This window comes from Pseudomonas sp. OST1909 (assembly GCF_015277575.1).
GTDB lineage: Bacteria > Pseudomonadota > Gammaproteobacteria > Pseudomonadales > Pseudomonadaceae > Aquipseudomonas > Aquipseudomonas synxantha_A.
This window is the reverse complement of record NZ_CP063780.1, coordinates 3,909,705-3,927,392: the sequence shown is the minus strand read 5'-3', so window position 1 is coordinate 3,927,392 and position 17,688 is coordinate 3,909,705. Positions and strand designations below refer to the sequence as shown.

Genomic DNA, 17,688 nt, shown 5'->3' with positions numbered 1-17,688 from the left:
ATGACCCAGCCTCTGTTGGAACTCAAGGGCATCACCCGCAGCTTCATGGCCGGCGAGCGTGAATTCATCGCGCTCAAAGGCATCGACCTGACGATTCATGCCGGGGAAATGCTGGCGATCATCGGCGCCTCGGGCTCGGGCAAATCGACCCTGATGAATATCCTTGGCGGCCTGGATTACGCCACTGCCGGCAGCTACAAGATCAATGGCATCGAAACCCGCTCCCTGGGCGATGAGCAACTGGCTGAACTGCGCCGTGATTACTTCGGCTTTATCTTCCAGCGCTACCATTTGCTTGCTCACCTGAGCGCCTTGCACAACGTGGAAATGCCAGCGATTTATGCTGGCACTCCTGAAAGCCAGCGTCACAGCCGCGCGCGGGAGTTGCTCCAGCGGTTGGGCCTGGCGAGTCATATCACCCACCGACCCAGCCAGCTGTCCGGCGGGCAACAACAGCGCGTGAGTATCGCGCGGGCCCTGATGAACGGCGGCGAAGTGATCCTCGCCGACGAACCCACCGGTGCCCTCGACACCCACAGCGGCAAGGAAGTGATGCGTATCCTCGCAGAGCTGCACGCGGCCGGGCACACGGTGATCATCGTCACCCACGACCCCAAGGTCGCCGCGAATGCCCAGCGCATTGTCGAGGTGTGTGACGGTGAGATTGTCAGTGACAAGGTCAATGACAGCGTTGGCCTGGAGCTGCCCAGCGAAGCGCCGATCGAGCCCAGGCGCAGTGGTGCGCGGCGCCTGGTGGCGAGCCTGGGGCTATTCAAGGAAGCCTTCAACATGGCCTGGGTGGCGCTGATTTCGCACCGCATGCGCACCTTGCTGACCATGCTCGGCATTGTGATCGGGATCACCTCGGTGGTGTCGATCTCGGCCATCGGCGAAGGCGCCAAGCGCTATGTGCTCAAGGACATCCAGGCGATCGGCAGCAACACCATCGATATCTTTTCCGGCACCAGCTTTGGTGACAGTCGCGCCTCGGCGATCCAGACGCTGATGCCCTCGGATGTGGACGCGCTGAACCAGCTGTATTACGTCGACAGCGCCACGCCGGTGGTGGGCCGCAACCTGTTGCTGCGCTTTGGCAACATCGATGTGGATGCCCAGGTCAACGGCGTCAGTGACCGCTACTTCAAGGTCAAGGGCCTCAAGCTGGAAGCCGGCATTGCCTTCAGTGAAAGCGATGCGCGGCGCCAGGCGCAGGTGGTGGTGATCGACCACAACACTCGCCAGCGGCTGTTCGGGCCGAACATCGACCCGCTGGGCCAGGTGATCCTGGTCGGCAACCTGCCGTGTACGGTGATCGGCGTGACGGCGGACAACAAGAATATGTTCGCCGCCAGCAAGGCGCTGAACGTGTGGGTGCCGTATGAGACGGCGGCGGGGCGCCTGTTGGGCCAGCGTCATCTGGACAGCATCACCGTGCGCATCAAAGACGGCCAGCCGAGCAAGGTGGTGGAGGACAACGTCAACAAGCTGATGCTGCAACGTCACGGCACCAAGGACTTCTTCACCAACAACCTCGACAGCATCATGCAGACGGTGCAAAAAACCAGCCGTTCCCTGGCGCTGCTGTTGTCGTTGATTGCGGTGATTTCATTGCTGGTGGGAGGCATTGGCGTGATGAATATCATGCTGGTGTCGGTCACCGAGCGCACCCGCGAGATTGGTATCCGCATGGCGGTGGGGGCGCGCCAGTCGGATATTCGCCAGCAGTTTCTGGTGGAGGCGGTGATGGTGTGTTTGATCGGCGGGATCATCGGGATCTCGTTGTCCTACGCCATCGGCTACCTGTTTTCGCTGTTTGTGAAGGAGTGGGAAATGGTGTTTTCGGTGGGTTCGATCATTACCGCGTTTGCCTGCTCGACGCTGATCGGCATTGTGTTCGGGTTTGTACCAGCGAGGAACGCGGCGCGCCTGGACCCGATCGAGGCGCTGGCCCGGGACTGATGTCTACTGCCAATTGAGAACCAATGTGGGAGGGAGCAAGCCGCCTCCCACATTTTTGCCGCTGTCAGCTTAGAAGCTGGTGCTGCCTTCGGTGGCGTACATCCACCGCAACAAGGAATGCCGCCCACTGATCCCCAGCTTGATCGCCGCGCGCTTGAGGTAGCTTTCGATGGTGTTGACCTTCAATGCCAGTTGTTCGGCCAACTCCGGTGCGGTGCGCCCGGCCAGCAGGCCCACGCACACTTGCAGTTCACGGTTGGACAGGGTCAGCCCCGATTGCACCAGGCGCTCCTGGATGCGTCGGCGCAGGGTTTCGATGCCCTGGTGCTGTGGCACTGTCGGCGGGCTGTCCTGACGGCCAGGCTGGATCGCGGTGATGTGTTTTTCCACCATGGGCAGCAACAGCGTGGAGAAGTCCTGCAACATGCTGCGCTCTTGGGCGGAAAAACTCTGCGAGGGGTGCGAGCGGTACACCGACAGCACGTAGCGCACATCGTCCTTGCGTCGGCTGAGGTGCAATTGTGCGGCGGGCTGCTCGGCCCCCAGGGTTGCCACCGAGTCGGTGTAGACCGGGCTGATCTTGCGGCGGCTGTGGCCTTCGCTGTTGACCTGCAGCTGGGTGATATGGGTGGCGTCCACAGCCAGTTGGGTGAGGATGAGGTCATGCAGCATACGTGGGAAATGGCGGCTGCCGGTGCTGGCGATGACCTTGCCTATATGTGGGAACAGGTGTGAGTTCATCAATTCGTCCATGAGTTTCGGGTACAGGTATTGGGCGTTATAGCGGCGGGAGTCAACAAGGTAACCGCTATGAATAACCTGCACAGATAATCCTTCCCGCCGCCACCATGCTAGTACAGGCTGGCGAAGGCAGGGGGATCCAATCGATAAAATTCAGATTAAAAACGCATAACGGTAGTCGGATCCGTCCGACCACCGCCAGGATAAAAATCACTTTACGTGTAGGCGCTATCTCACTGCAGAGGGCGCTGTCGCGGCCTGACGCACCGTGTTGCGGCGGCACTTGGCCAGGGCCTGATGCACATCCGCCAACAGGTCGGCGACGTCTTCAAGCCCCACCGACAAACGCACCAGGCCCTCGCTGATACCGTGCTGCGCACGTTGCTCGGGGGTGTAGGTGGAGTGGGTCATGCTCGCCGGATGTTGCGCCAGCGATTCGGCATCCCCCAGGCTGACCGCACGGGTGAATAGTTGCAGTGCGTTCATAAAGCGCCGCCCCGTCTCGATCCCGCCCTTGAGTTCAAAGGCAATCATGCCGCCGGGCAGTTTCATTTGCCGGGTCGCCAGTTCGTACTGTGGGAAGGACCGCAGCCCGGGGTAGATCACACTCTCCACGGCCGGGTGCGCCTGTAAGGCTTCGGCTAGCGCCTGGGCATTGCTGCAATGGCGGTCCATGCGCAGGGCCAGGGTTTTGAGGCCGCGCATCAGCAACGATGCGTCCTGGGGCGACATCACCGCGCCGGTCAGGTCCTTGAGGCCTTGCAGGCGAATGCGCTGTGCCAGCGCCTGGTTGCTCACCGCAATGCCTGCGGTGATGTCGCCATGGCCGCTGAGGTATTTGGTGGCCGAGTGCACCACCACATCGGCGCCCAGTTCCAGGGGCCGTTGCAGGTAGGGCGTGCAGTAGGTGTTGTCGACCACCAGGGTGACATTCGGCTGTTGATGGGCAAGCCTGGCCACGGCGGCGATGTCGATCAGGCGCAGGTTGGGGTTGGCCGGGGTTTCGCAGTAGATCATGCGGGTTGCCGGGGACAAGGCCGCTTGCAGGGCGGCCAGGTCGGTCAGGTCAACATGCCGCACCTTGATGCCGAATTCGCCGATGCCGTGGTGCAACAGGGCGAAGGTGCAGCCATACAGGGTCTGGCTGACGATCACCTCGTCGCCCGGGCGTAGCAGGGTCCAGAACGTCGCGGCAATCGCGCCCATGCCGGAGCTGAAGGCCACCGCCGCTTCACCGTTTTCCAGGGTGGCCATGCGTGATTCCAGCAGCGCCAGGGTCGGGTTGGAAATGCGCGTGTAGAAGTGGCCGCTGGCTTCGCCGGCAAAGCACGCGGCGCCGTATTCAACCGTGGGAAAGGCGAAGGTGGCCGACAGGTAAATCGGCGGTACGAGCGCGCCGTGGTGGTCCTTGGGGTCATAGCCGTGGTGAATGGCACGGGTGGAAAAACCGCAGGTGTTGTGTTTATTGGTCATGTCGGGCGCTCCTTATTTCCTACAATGCTATGCTCATAACCACGGACGAACCTTGCAAAAACTGCTGGAAAAACCCGCGTTTGTGAATCAAACACCGATAAAAATAATGATTAGAGGCACGTTATGCCCATCAAGCTGGACCGCACCGACAAAGCCCTTTTAAACGCATTGCAGGGCAACGCCCGCCTGACCGTGGCCGAACTGGCCGAGCGGGTCGCCTTGACGACCTCACCCTGCTGGCGCCGGGTGCGCACCCTGGAGGAAAGCGGGGTGATCAGCGGCTATCAGGCGATCCTCTCGCCCAAAGCGCTGGGCTATGGGGTGACCGCGTTTGTCAGCATCATGATGGACAGCCACACCCAGGAAATCGCCCGCGCGTTCGAGCAGCGCCTGTTGGAGATTCCGGAAATCGTGGCGTGCCATAACGTGTCGGGCCGCTATGATTTTTTGCTGGAGGTGGTGGCCAAGGACCTGGAATCGTTCGGCGAGTTTGCCCGCGAAGTCTTGCAGACCTTGCCCTGCGTCAAGGAAATCTATTCGAGCTTTTCGTACAAGTCGGTGCGGCCGTTGCGGGTAATTCCGTTGCCGGGGTGAGGGGCGTCCTACAGCGGTCCCTGAATCGGCACGCACAGCCACAGGTAAAAACTGCGCCACGTTTCGTCACACTCCTACAGTTCACTCGCTTCAGAGATCTGAAGATAGCGTTTTTCAAATGTACGAGCGTGAAAGTATGGCGACCGTTCCTTCTGGCCCGAGTAATACATTCCGAGCTATCCAGACTTTTCAGTCTCGAGATGAGCGAGGGGGTGACATAAAGCATAACGGACTACCGTCCAAGTCACCTGAAGACGCGACCAAGCAACTCTGGCGCCAGAGTCCTGGTTGGTCGGATAAGAATGGGGATGGTCTTTATGACGTCACCTATGAATTCCGGACGCCCCCAAAGAGCGAGCATAAACAGCAGTTCAATAAGACCGGGTTCACCGATGTGCTGGAAAACCAACGGCATCAGACGCGGCTGGGGTTGCAATCCATTGAAGACGTAGCGAACGTCAAGTTTACCGAGAGCGCGAAAACGGCGAATAGCGAAGGTCATATAACGATCGGGAATTACGCTCAGAAGATCGATACCAAGGGGCACCCCTATAACGGCAATCCCCATGCGGTATTGCCAAAACCCAACGATGCCCGCAGCGGCGATGTGTGGTTCGTGAATAAAGACGGCGATAAGTCCGTTGCCAATGCCGCCCTGGGCAATGCGGGGCGCTATACCATTGTCCACGAACTGGGGCATGCCATGGGGTTGGCCCACCCTGGTGATTACAATGGCAGCATGAAGAAAACTCAAGTGAGTCATCACGAAGACTCTCAAAGCCACTCCATCATGAGCTACAGGGGCGAACGCACCAGCTACATGAACCACGGTGGCTGGCGTGCTTCAGCGCCGATGCTGGACGATATCAGTGCCTACCAGGATAAATACGGCGCCAACCATGCGACTCGCAAAGATGACACCACCTACGGTTTCAACTCCAACACGGACCGCGACTTCCTTAGCGTCAAATCGGGCCGCGATAAAATGGTGGCGGCTATCTGGGACGGCGGTGGCAATGACACGCTGGATTTTTCTGGTTATACGCAGGACCAGAAAATCAGCTTGAAGGACGGTTCATTTTCAGATGTCGGTGGCCTGAAGGGCAACGTCGGTATTGCTTATAACGCAATTATCGAAAACGCCATCGGCGGTGCCGGCAACGATTTGCTGGTGGGCAACGAAGTGGCCAACCAACTCAAGGGCGGCGATGGCAATGATCGGCTGTACGGCGCAGGCGGTGCAGATATGTTATGGGGAGGCAAAGGCAAGGACGAGTTCGTCTACGGGAAGCTCAGTGAGTCGACTCAGGCCGAACCCGACCGGATCATGGATTTTGTCAGTGGCGAGGACAAGGTCGATGTGTCAGGTATCCGGGTATCCTTGGGCAAAGGGCAGTTGACCTTTGTTGACGCATTTTCAGGCATCAGCGGGGAAGTCGTGTTGGCATACAACCCTGTGTTGAAAATAAGTACCCTGGAGATATCCGGCGCACCGGGCGAGCCAAATTTCGTACTCCATGTGGAGGGGCAAATGCAACGCAGCGATATCGTCAGTTGAAGGTCGTACCGCGGCTCCGGCAAACAGACCTTCACCCCCCCAGGGCATCCTGACGGCTACACGCGGGAATTGCTCTGGGCGACCCCATGCAACAACAACGCCTCAAACACCCGCTGCACCCGTGGCTCATCACTGTGGGCCACATTGAAGCGCATCGAGTCGCGATGGGCCGGGTCGTAGCCAAACAGCGCACCGGGCGCCAGCACCATGCTGCGTTTCAACGCCTCCTGGGCCAGCAGTTCGCCGTTTACCCCCTTCGGCAGGCGCGCCCAGATAAACATTCCGCCTTCATAGGCCATCGGCAGTTCGCAGCCGCAGTGCTTGAGCCATTGTTCGACGCGTCCACCGGCCTCCATCAGGCGTTGCACCATACGCTTGCGATGCTTGGCATAGCTGCCTTCAGTGAGCATGCGGTAGACGATCTGTTCGAACAGTTCGGAGGTTACGCCGCCGCTCATCAACTTCATATGGGTGAGGTTGGCGGCCAGTTGCGGCGCCGCCACGACGTAGCTGACCCGGGTGTTGGCGCTGAGGATCTTGGAGAACCCTGACAAGTAGGTGACCTGGTCGAGCCCGGCGACGGCAGCCAGGCGCGGGGGAGGGTTGGGGTGCAGGTCGCCATAAAGATCATCCTCGACGATATGGCAGTGGTATTGCTGGGTCAGTTGCAGCAGGCGAAACGCTTGGCTGGGGCTGAAGGTATGCCCGGTGGGGTTATGCAAAACGCTGGTGGTCAGGTAAAGGCTGGGGCGGTGTTCGGCCAGCAACTGTTCGAGGGCCGCGAAATCGAAACCGTCGGGGCGGCGCTCAATGGTAACGACCTTGACCCCATGCAGCGCCAGGTTGGCGTGGAAGTTGAAGTAGCACGGCGCGTCGAGCAACACCGTGTCGCCAGGTCGGGCCAGCAGGCGCATAAGCATGTCCAGGCCCTGCACAGTGTTGGGCGTGGTGATGATCTGTTCCACGGGCACCGACAAACCTTCACCGTGCAGTTTCTGTTGCAGCGCCTGGCGCAACGGCAGCAGCCCGGCTGGCGTGCCCAAGCCTGCGATGCGCAGCGTTGGCGCACGCACCACGCTGCGCATGGCCTGGCGGATCGCGTCGCCATTGAGCCATTCCTCCGGCAAGTGCCCGCCGCCGGGACGCAGTTCGCCACTGGCGGTGACCAGCGGACGACGCAATATGCTGAGCAGGTCCTGGGGCAACAAGTCGACCCAGGTCGCCGTTGCCGGCCGGGCGCTGTCCATCGCCACGAAGTAGCCACGGCCCTGGCTGGAGGTGAGCAAATGGCGCCCGCGCAGGCGGTCCAGCGCTTCATTGAGGGTGAACTTGCTCACGCCCAGGGTCTGGGTCAATTCCCGTACCGACGGCAACTTGCTGCCCGGCGCCCATTCGCCGTTCTCGATGGCCTGGCTGAATGCCTCGACGATCTGCTGGACCTTGGGGGTGCCTTTCACAAAAGCGATGGCGGATACAAACATGACGCGTCCTTGTGTTTGCCGGTGCTTTTACCGGTGAAGTCAGGCCGAATTAGGCATCACTTTACCTGCCTTGTGCAATGCCGCTGCCCTAGACTGCGCCGTAACCAGACCGCCAAGACCGCCCTGGGGCGGGCGCTTGAGGCGCGTTTCTTTCCATTCAAGGTCCGCGGCCATGACAAGTGCATTAACCCTGTCTTCGTTTCTCTACTTCCTGCTGTTTTGCGCCACCATGACCTTCAGTCCCGGCCCCATGACCCTGTTGTTGCTGAGCCTGGGCTTGAAGGACGGCCTGCGCAGTTCGATCCCGGCGCAGCTCGGCGCCAGTGTGTCGTACCTGATTTCCATGCTGATTTTTGCCGTCGGTTTCTCGGAGCTGATCAAGGGCAACCTTGCGATTACCCAGACCATCCAGTTTGTAGGGGTGGCCTATATTCTCTACCTGGCCTACAAGCAGTGGACCAGCAGCGGCGTGTCGATCAACAACGCGGGCGCCGTGGAGGGCTCGCGCAGCCTGTTTGGCAAAGGGCTGTTGACCGGCTTTTCCAACCCCAAGACCATCATCATGTTCAGCGCGGTTTTCCCGCAGTTTGCAGGCGCGGGGGAGCACAGTTCGGCGGCGGACATCGCCATCCTCGGGGCAACCTTCCTGTTGCTGCAATTTGCCAGCGGGTGCCTGTATTGCTATTTCGGCCAGCGCATCAAGCATGTGCTGGAAAACCCCAAGCGGCGGGTGTTGTTGCAGCGGGGCACCGCAGTGCTGCTGTTGGGCGTTGCATGGATGCTGGCGCGTGGCTTTTCACACTGAAGGATTAGCGTGTAAGCAGTAGTGGCGATTTGACGTTGCCCTGTTAGACTCCAGGCACTCACTCAGGATCGCACCCCACCATGCCAGCCGTAGGAGGAAAGGGACTTCCGCTCGCTTCGCGCTTGTACAAATCTCGTCTTCTGGGGCTGAGCCTCGGCTTCGTCTGCGTGGTGTTTGCCATGTATCCGCTGAGTCCTTCCGTTTGGGTGTGGGCCTGGATGCTGATCAACGCTTTTGTGTGGCCGCATGTGGCGTTTCAATTGTCTTTGCATGCAGCCCATACCCTGCGCAGTGAGCGCCGTAGCCTGTTGTTCGATTCTTTTTGCGGCGGGTTTTGGGTCGGCGCGATGCACTTCAACCCACTGCCCAGCGTCACCACCCTGTCGATGATGACCATGAACAACGTGGCCATCGGTGGCACGCGCTTTATGCTGGCGGGGTGGGCGGCGCAGGCGCTGGGGCTGGGGGCGGCGCTGCTGATTTTTGCGCCTGCTTTTATCGCCGTGACCACCCAGGCCCAGTTGTATGCCTGCCTGCCGATCCTGATGCTGTATCCCCTGGTGCTGGGCTGGATCTGCTACCGCCAGGCCGTGACCCTGGCCCGGCACAAGCGTGAGCTGTTGGCCTTGAGCCGCACCGACAGCTTGTCCGGCCTGCTCAACCACGGCGCCTGGAAAGACCACCTGGACATCGAGTTCCAACGCTGCCGCCGAAACCAGGCGGGCGCCGCCATCGCGCTGATCGATATCGACCACTTCAAGACCATCAACGACACCTACGGCCATGTGACCGGCGATATCGTCCTGCGCCAATTGAGCAAAGTGCTGCGTCAGAACCTGCGCGCCACCGATCTGGCCGGGCGGTATGGCGGCGATGAGTTCTGCGTGATCCTGCCGGACATGCCCCTCAATCGCGCCACCGAGGTGATGGAGGCCTTGCGCGATCGCTTCAATGCCTTGGCCTATGCCCAGGATCCGGCATTGCGCGTCAGCTTGAGTATCGGCCTGGCGCCGTACCAGCCGAGCCACGCCGACTCCATCGGCTGGCTCAACGATGCCGACCAGGCGTTGTACGAAGCCAAGAGCAGCGGGCGCAACCGGGTGAACGCCGTGCAGGAGGGTTGGTTGCGGTCGGTCTAGTGAGATAGGGTGTGGGGAGCCCATTCCAACAAAAAAGGATCGCTCCATGCTCTTCACTTTCCCGCGTACCCTGCTGGCCGCCACCCTGGCGTTGTCCTTCGTCATGCCGGCCTACAGCGCCGAACCTCACAAGCAGATCCAGGCGGATGCCGAGCAGTACAAGGGCCAGGCCCTGAAGCTGTTGGAGCGCCTGGTAAATATCGACTCGGGATCAGGCTACGAGCCGGGCCTGACCCAAGTGCGTGACATCGCCGTGGATGAGTTGAAGCAATTGGGGTTCAGCATTGAATTGGTACCGGACAAGGCGGCCAATAACAGCCACGTGGTTGCCACCCTCAAAGGCACCGGCAAGGCCCGGATCCTGCTGATGGCGCACATGGACACTGTCTTCAAGGAAGGCTCCGCCGCCGAGCGCCCGTTTCACATCAAGGACGGTCGTGCCTATGGCCCCGGCGTGATGGATGACAAGGGCGGCATCGTCGCCGGCATCTACGCGCTGAAAGTCCTGAAAGACCAGGGCTTCAAGGACTACGCACAGATCACCTTCCTGCTCGACGCCAGCGAAGAAACCGGCTCTGAGGCTGCCTCGGAACTGATCCGTAAAACCGCCAAGGTCCATGACGTGACCCTCAACCTGGAACCCGGCCGCCCAGCGGACGGCCTGGTGGTATGGCGCAAAGGCAGCGCGACCGCGGTGGTCGAAGTCAAAGGCAAGTCCGCCCACGCCGGCGTCGCCCCGGAACTGGGACGCAACGCCGCCATGGAGGCCGCGCACCAGATCCTGCAACTGGGCAAGCTCGGTGATGAAGAGAAGAAGACCACCATCAACTTCACCGTGCTCAAATCCGGTGACCGCACTAACGTTATCCCCGACCAGGCCACTGCCAAGGCCGACGTACGTGCGGCGGTGCCCGAAGAGTTCGATCGAATCGAGAAGGATCTGGCGCGGGTATCAACCAACAAGTTGATCCCCGACACTGAAGTGAAAACCAGCCTGCAACGCGGCCTGCCACCGATGCCGCAGACGGCCGAATCGGATAAGTTGGTGGCGATAGCCCAAGGTATTTATGGCGAACTGGGGCGCAAATTGACCATCGAAGGCAGCGGCGGCGCCGCAGATGCCAGCTTGTCGGCCGGGGTAGGGACGCCGACGTTGGATGGGTTTGGGATTGTGGGGGGCAATATCCACACGGCGGAGGAATATGCCGAGGTGGAGAGCGTGGTGCCGCGGGTTTATCTGTTGAGCCGGATGATTATGGAGCTGGCCAAGCGCTGATCGGAGCGTTGGATTGCCGTACTGAGGAGATTCAAATGTGGGAGGGGGCGCCATCGCCCTTTGTAGGAGCGAGCTTGCTCGCGAAAAACGTCAACGATAGCGCGTGTTTCCTGAATAAACGTGGCGTCTATGCGTTTCTCGCGAGCAAGCTCGCTCCTACAAAAGCCTGGCATTCGGGCAGGCCTTCTCCCACATGGGATACTCAGTGTGTCCAATACCGCGGGTTACCATGTGGCAGGGTCTTCGAGGCTGGCTTTTTGGAGGTCTTCTTTCCACCACTCATTAGCTAATCTATAAATTTCTTCGAAAAAACCTTTTGGATTGTCCATGTCACTCCATCCCCAAGGCAGGGTGCAGTAATAGCCGGGAGCCTGTCTCAATAAGTGCGAAAAGTTATAGGTTTCGTCGCTAAGTGCAGCCCCCAATTTGTCGCATAAGACCTTGCGATGTCGATAGCTTAGATCTGAAGATTTCTCAATTATGTATTTTTTGATCAGCCGCTCTCTGTCTGCGTCAAGATTGATGTCATAACATGCAAGCTCTTCACCTACAGTCTCTTCGCGATCATAAATATCGAACGGGCTGAGTAAGTGGCGAAGTTTCGGTGCGTAAGGGATATCTAGAAAAGGGTGTTTCAGCATTGGTCATTGCTCACAGGAAATACGGTATAAAGTTCTTTGGTTTCGCGATCGAATTTCGCGATCGCTGCATCCATATTTTCATCAAGTATTGGATTATTCCGATCAGTAGGGTTTGGTATATATCCTCTTCCGCAACCCTGCATTTCGATTCGGACAATTGGGTTGCCGTAGTAATCTTCCCCGGTAAAAGGCGGTAGATTGCGTTCTGCTCTTGTGGTTACCTCATTTAGTACAGCGAATTGCGCTCGATGACTTTTAAACTGAGTGCTTAACTGCATAGGGTTTTTCCTTTTGTTGGAGGTGTTTATTTGTTTAGGGACATTAGCTCGCATCGGACTCTATCTTGTAGTGCTGTAAGCAGCGTAGTAGAACTCGCATGAATTTTCTTTGGTCAACTATCTCAGCGCTAAAATAAGTTGTCATTTTTTTGAATGCATCATCGAAGTTATCGCTGGCCGCCAAGAAATATTCTATTGAAGTAATGAACCAATCTTGCTCTGATGTGGTGTATATCAGAAATTCTGGCTTGGTCAGATCGTCAAAAAGTTCGGTGAGCTCTTTTTCGTCATTTACGTCTGCAGAAGCAATCCGCGCCTCTCTTTCTAAATCATCAGTGTTCTCAATGTCATAAGTGAATAACAATCCGCGAATTATTGACATGCTAGGTGCTTTGGTTTTCACTGTCATAACTCCGTATAAGCCGTTTTGGGTTTGCCATCTCTATTCAGTATTGCTCGGACTTAGGTTGCTGGCTATATTTGATTTCGTTGCCAGAATGTCCTTCGCCTACAATCGCTCCCGCGATTATTACAGTTGTTGCTTCTGGTGGTGCGCGAGCAACTAATCCGCACCGATCGGCTTTTTCTGCGTGATTCATTATTTTAACTGTTTAATTGTCTAATTGATTTATTTGTTGAAGCAATAAGTAGTTCTCAAACTTGCTCGCGATGTGGCTCAGCCAGAGCGGTCCCGATGCCCACTCGTGCGGATAGTAATAATAGCAATACTGTTTGTGTAACAGGTTCTCCAAAAGATTTGATTCGTTTGTATAGGATTTGATCAATTCTAGAGTTTCTTTTTTTACGGTGAGGATTACATCCGTAGATGAGTCTAGGAGAAAGGCATCAATGACCTCGTCAGCTGTAGCGTGCTCGTCTACCCAGTCTTGATGGAAGTAAGCTCCAAAAAATTGCTGAAGTTCAGTTAGTTGGTTATTCATTTTTCTATTGGGTATCCTGTCAGTAAAAGGTAGCCATCTGGCATTTTTGGTTTTCGAATTAAAACTAGCATAAACTTACAAACAGGTATGGATTCTACGGTGCCTCTTATAACGCTCAACCCTACGGGTTGGCTCGAATGCTCTCTGATAATATGCTTGTCCTTCGTTCCTTTTAGGAATTTGGATATTTCCTGACTATGCGAAGCCAAGCTTTTGGATACAAGTGCTTCTGCGTCTTCTAAAGTTTTGAACGTAGATGCTGCAGGTATATGTGGCTCCGCCTCAAGTCTTTCTACCAATTGATAGTCAGTCCGCTCTACGTGCTTCTTAATCAGATGTCCACCTGCTTTTTCATGCTCGTCTAGTATGCCGCTGGGTATTTTTTCTGTTGGGGCCCCGACTTTTGAGCCAGGACAAATTCCAACCTTACAGCTCAGCCCTAAAGGATCTACCCATCCCGTAGGGTTGGGCACGTACTGGTACGCATTGACCCCACCCGCCAACTTCACCGGATCCGGCGTCAGGTAGCGGCCAATATCCGGATTGTAGTAGCGATGGCGGTTGTAGTGCAGGCCGCTTTCCGCGTCGAAGTATTGACCCTGAAAACGCAGCGGATTATCGATTTTGCCTGCGTCGAGGCGGGCGATCTGGCCGTAGGCGCGGTAGTGGGCGGACCAGACGATTTCGCCTTCGGTGTCGGTCAGTTCCTGCGGTGTGCCCAGATGGTCGAGTTGGTAGTGGTAGGGCGTGGTGTCCTGTGGGCCATAGCCTTCCAGCAGTGCCAGTGGGCGGAAGCTGTTCGGTTCGTAAATGTAGCTGCGATGGCGTTCCGCGTGGTGCTCGGCAATCAGCTTGTCGCCTTGCCAGAAAAACTCGGTGGTCTTGCCCTCCACGGTCTTGCTGACACGCCGGCCAAACGGGTCATAGCGATAACTGGCGGTTTCGCCGTTCGGTTTTGTGATGCTGATTAACCGATGCTGGCAGTCGTAGCGGTACTCAGTAACGAGTTGCTGGCCTTTGCCGCGCCGTTCGCGGATCAGGTTGCCGAAGGCGTCGTAGTCGTAATGGCGGTCGCCCTGGATCATCAGGCGGTTGCCGGCAACGATGTCCGGGCCGGGGCGGTCTTGCATCAGCAGGTTGCCCGCTGGGTCGTGGGCAAAGCGCTCCTGGACGTCTTGGGAATGATCGGCGCGGGTCAGACGATTCAGTGGGTCGTAGCGGTAAAGGTGTTCGCCTTTGCGGGTGTCGAGCAGGCGGGTGAGGGTGCCGCTTTTGTCGTAGTCGTATTGGCGTTGGTAGAGGTAGTTTTGCTGCTGCGTAACGGCATGGGCGTGCAGGCGGTTCTGGTCGTCGTAGTGGTAATGGCTGAGCAGTTGACCTTGTTGGCGTTGGTGCTCGCGACCACTCTTGAATAAGTGCGAGGTGAGCACCTCACCATTGAGTTCGACGGTGGCGAGGTGGCCGCCTTTGTCGTGGTTGAAGGTGAGGCGGTTGTTGTCGGGCAGGCGCAGTTTTTGTAGTTGGCCGCAGGCGTCGTAGCCGTAGCGCAAGGTGCCCCAGCCTTGGTGTTCGGCGGTCAGGCGGTTTTGGCGGTCGTATTCGTAGGCCAACGCCCAGTGGCCGTCTTCGACGCTGAGGAGATTGCCTTGGCGGTCGTAGGCATAGTCGACAACGCTGGCATCAGGCAGGGTTTTTCGTACGAGGCGACCGGCGTGGTCGCGCTCGTAGCGGGTGATGAGCTGACTGCCGTCGTCGCCGTGTTCGGTCTTTTCCAGCAGGTTACCGTTGAGGTCGTAGACGTAGGCGGTGCGTTGGCCGTCGAAGCCGGTTTCCTGCTGGATCAGGCCGTTGGGGTGGTAGTCGAGTTGGTAGGTTTCGCCCACTTCGTTTTCGATTTCGGTCAGCAGTAAGCGAACGTTGTCGTAGCGGTATTTGACCTGGGTGCCGTCGGCGTTGATACGGCGGCTGATCAGGTGCAACCCATCGGCGTATTCGTAGCGGGTGACGTGGCCCAGTTCATCGCGCTCGGCGATGATTTTTCCGTAGGGGTTGTAGCTGAATTCTCGTGTGGTGCCGCCTGGCAAGACGAGGCGAATCAACCTACCGACGCTGTCCCATTCATAGACTGTCTGCGCGCCGTGTTCATCCTCACGGGCAATCTGGCGCCCTAAATCGTCATAGCGATAACGCTTGATCCCGCCATTGGGCAATTGCTCTTCCAGCAACTGGCCCCGCTCATTCCACACCAGCCGATGGCAACTGTGATCCGGGTACCAAACTCCGGTCAGTTGCCCGTATTTGTTGTAGCTGTAGTCAGTCGAATTACCATCTGGATCAGTTTTGTGGGTGACATCGCCTTGCTCATTACGCTCGTATTTCCAGACAGCCTCGCCGCGCCTTACAACCCGTACGAAGCCGTTGTCATGTTCGTAGGAGGTCGGCTCATCATCCCCCGGAAACAACGCCACCAAGCGCCCAGCTTCGTCGTACTGATAAGCCGTCACCGCGCCCAGCGGGTCCTGCTCGACGGTCAGCCGGCCTTTGTCGTCATAGGATTTGAAATGCTCGGCGCCGTCCGGATCGATCCGCTGCACCAACCGCGCCCGGTCGTCGTGGACATAGACTTCCTGGCTGCCATCGGCGTTATGCACGGTGACACGGCCGTCATCCCCCCAGGCATAGCGCGTGTCCATCTGCGAAAAGCTCGCCCAGTGCCGGACGCAGCGCGCCGCCTTGCCGGAGCCTTCCCACTCCCAAAAGAAACTCGCCCCACCGGCCAGCTGCCGCTCAAGAATGACGTGCTGATCGTCGTACCGATAACGCTCGCTTTCACCGACGGCATTGGTCGCGCAAACCAGTCGTCCAGCTTCGTCATAGGCGTAGGAAACAACGTTCTGCTCGGTTTCCCAGACGTAAGGTTCACGCCCTGTGGCGCGATGCACCTGATAGTCCACCGCCACGATGTGATCCAGCTCATAACGCAGCAGCAGCGAGCGACCAGCACCGTTATCCAGCCGCTCAATTCGCCCCGAGCGATCACGACAAATGCGTAGACGGTTGTCATACGCATCGCTGATCGCAGTCAGTACACCGTCGCGAAAGTGATAGAACCGCGACGCCTGGGCCAGCACCAGTTCATCAGGCGTCGAGCCCAAGTAGATCGCCGCTTCGGCAAGACTATTGGTGATCGCGGGTCGAGCCGCTGTAGGCAAGGGCAGGGTGGTCGAGCGATTTTCATGGTCGATCCACACCACCGAATCGCCCGACACACAAAGCCTGTGCGCCAGCGCATGGCTCCAGCTAAACCCCAACCCACAATCGACTTCCACCGCACTGGTGCGATACAGCCGGGTCCACTCAAACGGCAAAACCCCATCCAGCGCGCCGTCGGTGAGGGTGAGTAATTCTTCCCCGGTGACCATCGACACCGGGCAGCCGTTGGTGACCGTCTTGTCCGCTGGCGCCGCCGCATCTCCCTTGGGATTCGACGCCACGGCGGGGGCATCATCAACGTGTTCCTGCCGGACCAATACCGTCTGCCGAGTCTTGTTGCGAACCATCGGCACCGGGTTCGAAACCAGCGTGTCGCCCGCCTTCAATGGAACCACCGGCACGGCCTTGACCGGTGTCGCCGAACTGCTCAGCAACACAGGCTTGGCGGCCTCAACATGCGTGTCCAGCCGCGGCCCCGCCACCTGCCTGGCCAGCAACTCCAACAACGCCCGCGCTTGCCCGGACTTGACGCGACTGAGCATCTGCGCACCCAGCCGCAGCTGTACGCCAATACCCCGCGTGGCCCAGATCAGCAGCAGGTTGATCAAGACTTCGCCGGTGATTTCACCCAGCAACTCATACATCTGCGGCGGCGGCAGCATCCGTATCCAGGCCACCACCGCTGCCACGTAGATAAACAGCAGCGGCTCATCACTGAGCACCAGCAATCCCTTGGCCAGCGTGTCTTTGCCCAGCGCGAGCAGCGCATCCAGCTCGGCCTGGGAGAGGTACTTCAGCAACTTTTCGCTGTTGGATTTGAAGTTCGCGAGCAGGTCATACAGCTCGGTGATGTTGTCCCACAGGTTGTAGAGCGCCTTGCCGAGCCCGGTAGCAAAGGCCATGCCCTGCATTCCACTGCGTTGATAGGCTGGCGCTTTGACAAAGTCGGCCCATTGAAGCTGGAAATGCTCGTCCCACTGCTTGCGCAGATCAGCTTCCAACCCGGCAATCACTGACGTGTAGGAGGCATACAGCGCCTTGACGTGATCCTTGGAGACATTGGGGTAAAAGGTGATTTGGTATTGCTGGTCGCGGGTACAGTCGTTGACTTCGAGGATTCCGCTGGGGCCGATGGTCCGATGAAGCGGCGCGCCGACCGGGCTGCCATCCCGAGCCAGAGCTTGCAGTTGCACCTGGGTGTTGCCGATGGGTACAAACCGGGTACTTTCAAACAGATGCACCAGGGTCAACCCACCCTGGGCTTTGCATTGAGCGACGGTGCGGCTGGGTTTGTCGGAAGAGGCCGGCGCGACCAGTGCGACGTCTTCCCCAACCTTGAACACCTGCTCCATGGCAAGTGCCGAACCACTCAACAGGCTGTCGGCCCACGCGTCGAACGTGTTCAGGCAGGTACGAAAATCTGCTAAAACGCGAGTGACATCCGGCGCCTTGGGATCCATGGGGGCCAGCACAAAGCCAGCGATCACCGGAATCAAGAGCCAGCCCTGTCAACCAGGGCTCTAACGAAAACAACCATCTGCAATCCCTCGCACTGTTTGATCAGGCGAGGGACTTTGCAGAGGTTTTCA

The 17,688-nt window shown here is 58.2% G+C and carries 14 protein-coding genes; 6 read left to right on the top strand and 8 right to left on the bottom strand.

Annotation, left to right across the window (positions count from 1 at the left end; translation table 11 throughout):
- A complete protein-coding gene (locus IH404_RS17000; protein WP_005788986.1) occupies positions 1-1,959 on the top strand; it encodes a MacB family efflux pump subunit in 1,959 nt (652 codons plus the stop codon).
- A gap of 69 nt (positions 1,960-2,028) precedes the next feature.
- Here the strand turns inward: IH404_RS17000 and IH404_RS16995 are convergent, their stop codons facing one another.
- Entirely contained in the window at positions 2,029-2,700 is a 672-nt protein-coding gene (locus tag IH404_RS16995) for a helix-turn-helix transcriptional regulator (RefSeq protein WP_194440685.1), read from the bottom strand.
- Between the two features lie 228 nt (positions 2,701-2,928).
- A complete protein-coding gene (locus IH404_RS16990) occupies positions 2,929-4,173 on the bottom strand; it encodes a methionine gamma-lyase (RefSeq protein WP_194438537.1) in 1,245 nt (414 codons plus the stop codon).
- A 123-nt stretch (positions 4,174-4,296) separates the two neighbouring features.
- Here IH404_RS16990 and IH404_RS16985 point away from each other — a divergent pair, with 123 nt between their 5' ends.
- Positions 4,297-4,767: an Lrp/AsnC family transcriptional regulator gene (locus IH404_RS16985; RefSeq protein ID WP_005788981.1), complete on the top strand. Its 471-nt coding sequence runs from the start codon at positions 4,297-4,299 to the stop codon at positions 4,765-4,767.
- A gap of 118 nt (positions 4,768-4,885) precedes the next feature.
- Positions 4,886-6,325, top strand: a complete 1,440-nt coding sequence (locus tag IH404_RS16980; RefSeq protein WP_242462612.1) for a serralysin family metalloprotease — start codon at positions 4,886-4,888, stop codon at positions 6,323-6,325.
- A gap of 56 nt (positions 6,326-6,381) precedes the next feature.
- Here the strand turns inward: IH404_RS16980 and IH404_RS16975 are convergent, their stop codons facing one another.
- Complete coding sequence (locus tag IH404_RS16975; RefSeq protein WP_194438536.1) at positions 6,382-7,806, bottom strand: PLP-dependent aminotransferase family protein; 1,425 nt, start codon at positions 7,804-7,806, stop codon at positions 6,382-6,384.
- A gap of 172 nt (positions 7,807-7,978) precedes the next feature.
- Here IH404_RS16975 and IH404_RS16970 point away from each other — a divergent pair, with 172 nt between their 5' ends.
- The 3 genes from IH404_RS16970 (at position 7,979) to IH404_RS16960 (ending at position 11,026) form a co-directional block, all read left to right on the top strand.
- On the top strand, positions 7,979-8,611 hold the full coding sequence (locus IH404_RS16970; protein WP_194438534.1) for a LysE family translocator: 633 nt from the start codon (positions 7,979-7,981) through the stop codon (positions 8,609-8,611).
- An 80-nt stretch (positions 8,612-8,691) separates the two neighbouring features.
- On the top strand, positions 8,692-9,750 hold the full coding sequence (locus IH404_RS16965) for a diguanylate cyclase (RefSeq protein ID WP_194438533.1): 1,059 nt from the start codon (positions 8,692-8,694) through the stop codon (positions 9,748-9,750).
- 46 nt (positions 9,751-9,796) lie between these two features.
- Positions 9,797-11,026, top strand: coding sequence for a M20/M25/M40 family metallo-hydrolase (locus tag IH404_RS16960; protein ID WP_194438531.1), 1,230 nt, complete (start codon positions 9,797-9,799; stop codon positions 11,024-11,026).
- Positions 11,027-11,250: 224 nt separating this feature from the next.
- Here the strand turns inward: IH404_RS16960 and IH404_RS16955 are convergent, their stop codons facing one another.
- From IH404_RS16955 to IH404_RS16935, 5 genes are all read right to left on the bottom strand, one after another.
- The gene (locus IH404_RS16955) at positions 11,251-11,667 is read right to left on the bottom strand and encodes a hypothetical protein (RefSeq protein WP_194438529.1); all 417 of its coding nucleotides are present in this window, start codon (positions 11,665-11,667) and stop codon (positions 11,251-11,253) included.
- On the bottom strand, positions 11,661-11,945 hold the full coding sequence (locus tag IH404_RS16950; protein WP_057703180.1) for a hypothetical protein: 285 nt from the start codon (positions 11,943-11,945) through the stop codon (positions 11,661-11,663). The genes IH404_RS16955 and IH404_RS16950 overlap by 7 nt, the downstream gene beginning before the upstream one ends.
- 43 nt (positions 11,946-11,988) lie before the next feature.
- Positions 11,989-12,354, bottom strand: coding sequence for a hypothetical protein (locus IH404_RS16945; RefSeq protein ID WP_242462611.1), 366 nt, complete (start codon positions 12,352-12,354; stop codon positions 11,989-11,991).
- A 202-nt stretch (positions 12,355-12,556) separates the two neighbouring features.
- A complete protein-coding gene (locus IH404_RS16940; protein ID WP_194438528.1) occupies positions 12,557-12,886 on the bottom strand; it encodes a contact-dependent growth inhibition system immunity protein in 330 nt (109 codons plus the stop codon).
- Complete coding sequence (locus IH404_RS16935) at positions 12,883-17,595, bottom strand: RHS repeat-associated core domain-containing protein (protein ID WP_194438526.1); 4,713 nt, start codon at positions 17,593-17,595, stop codon at positions 12,883-12,885. The genes IH404_RS16940 and IH404_RS16935 overlap by 4 nt, the downstream gene beginning before the upstream one ends.
- Positions 17,596-17,688: the final 93 nt, after the last annotated feature.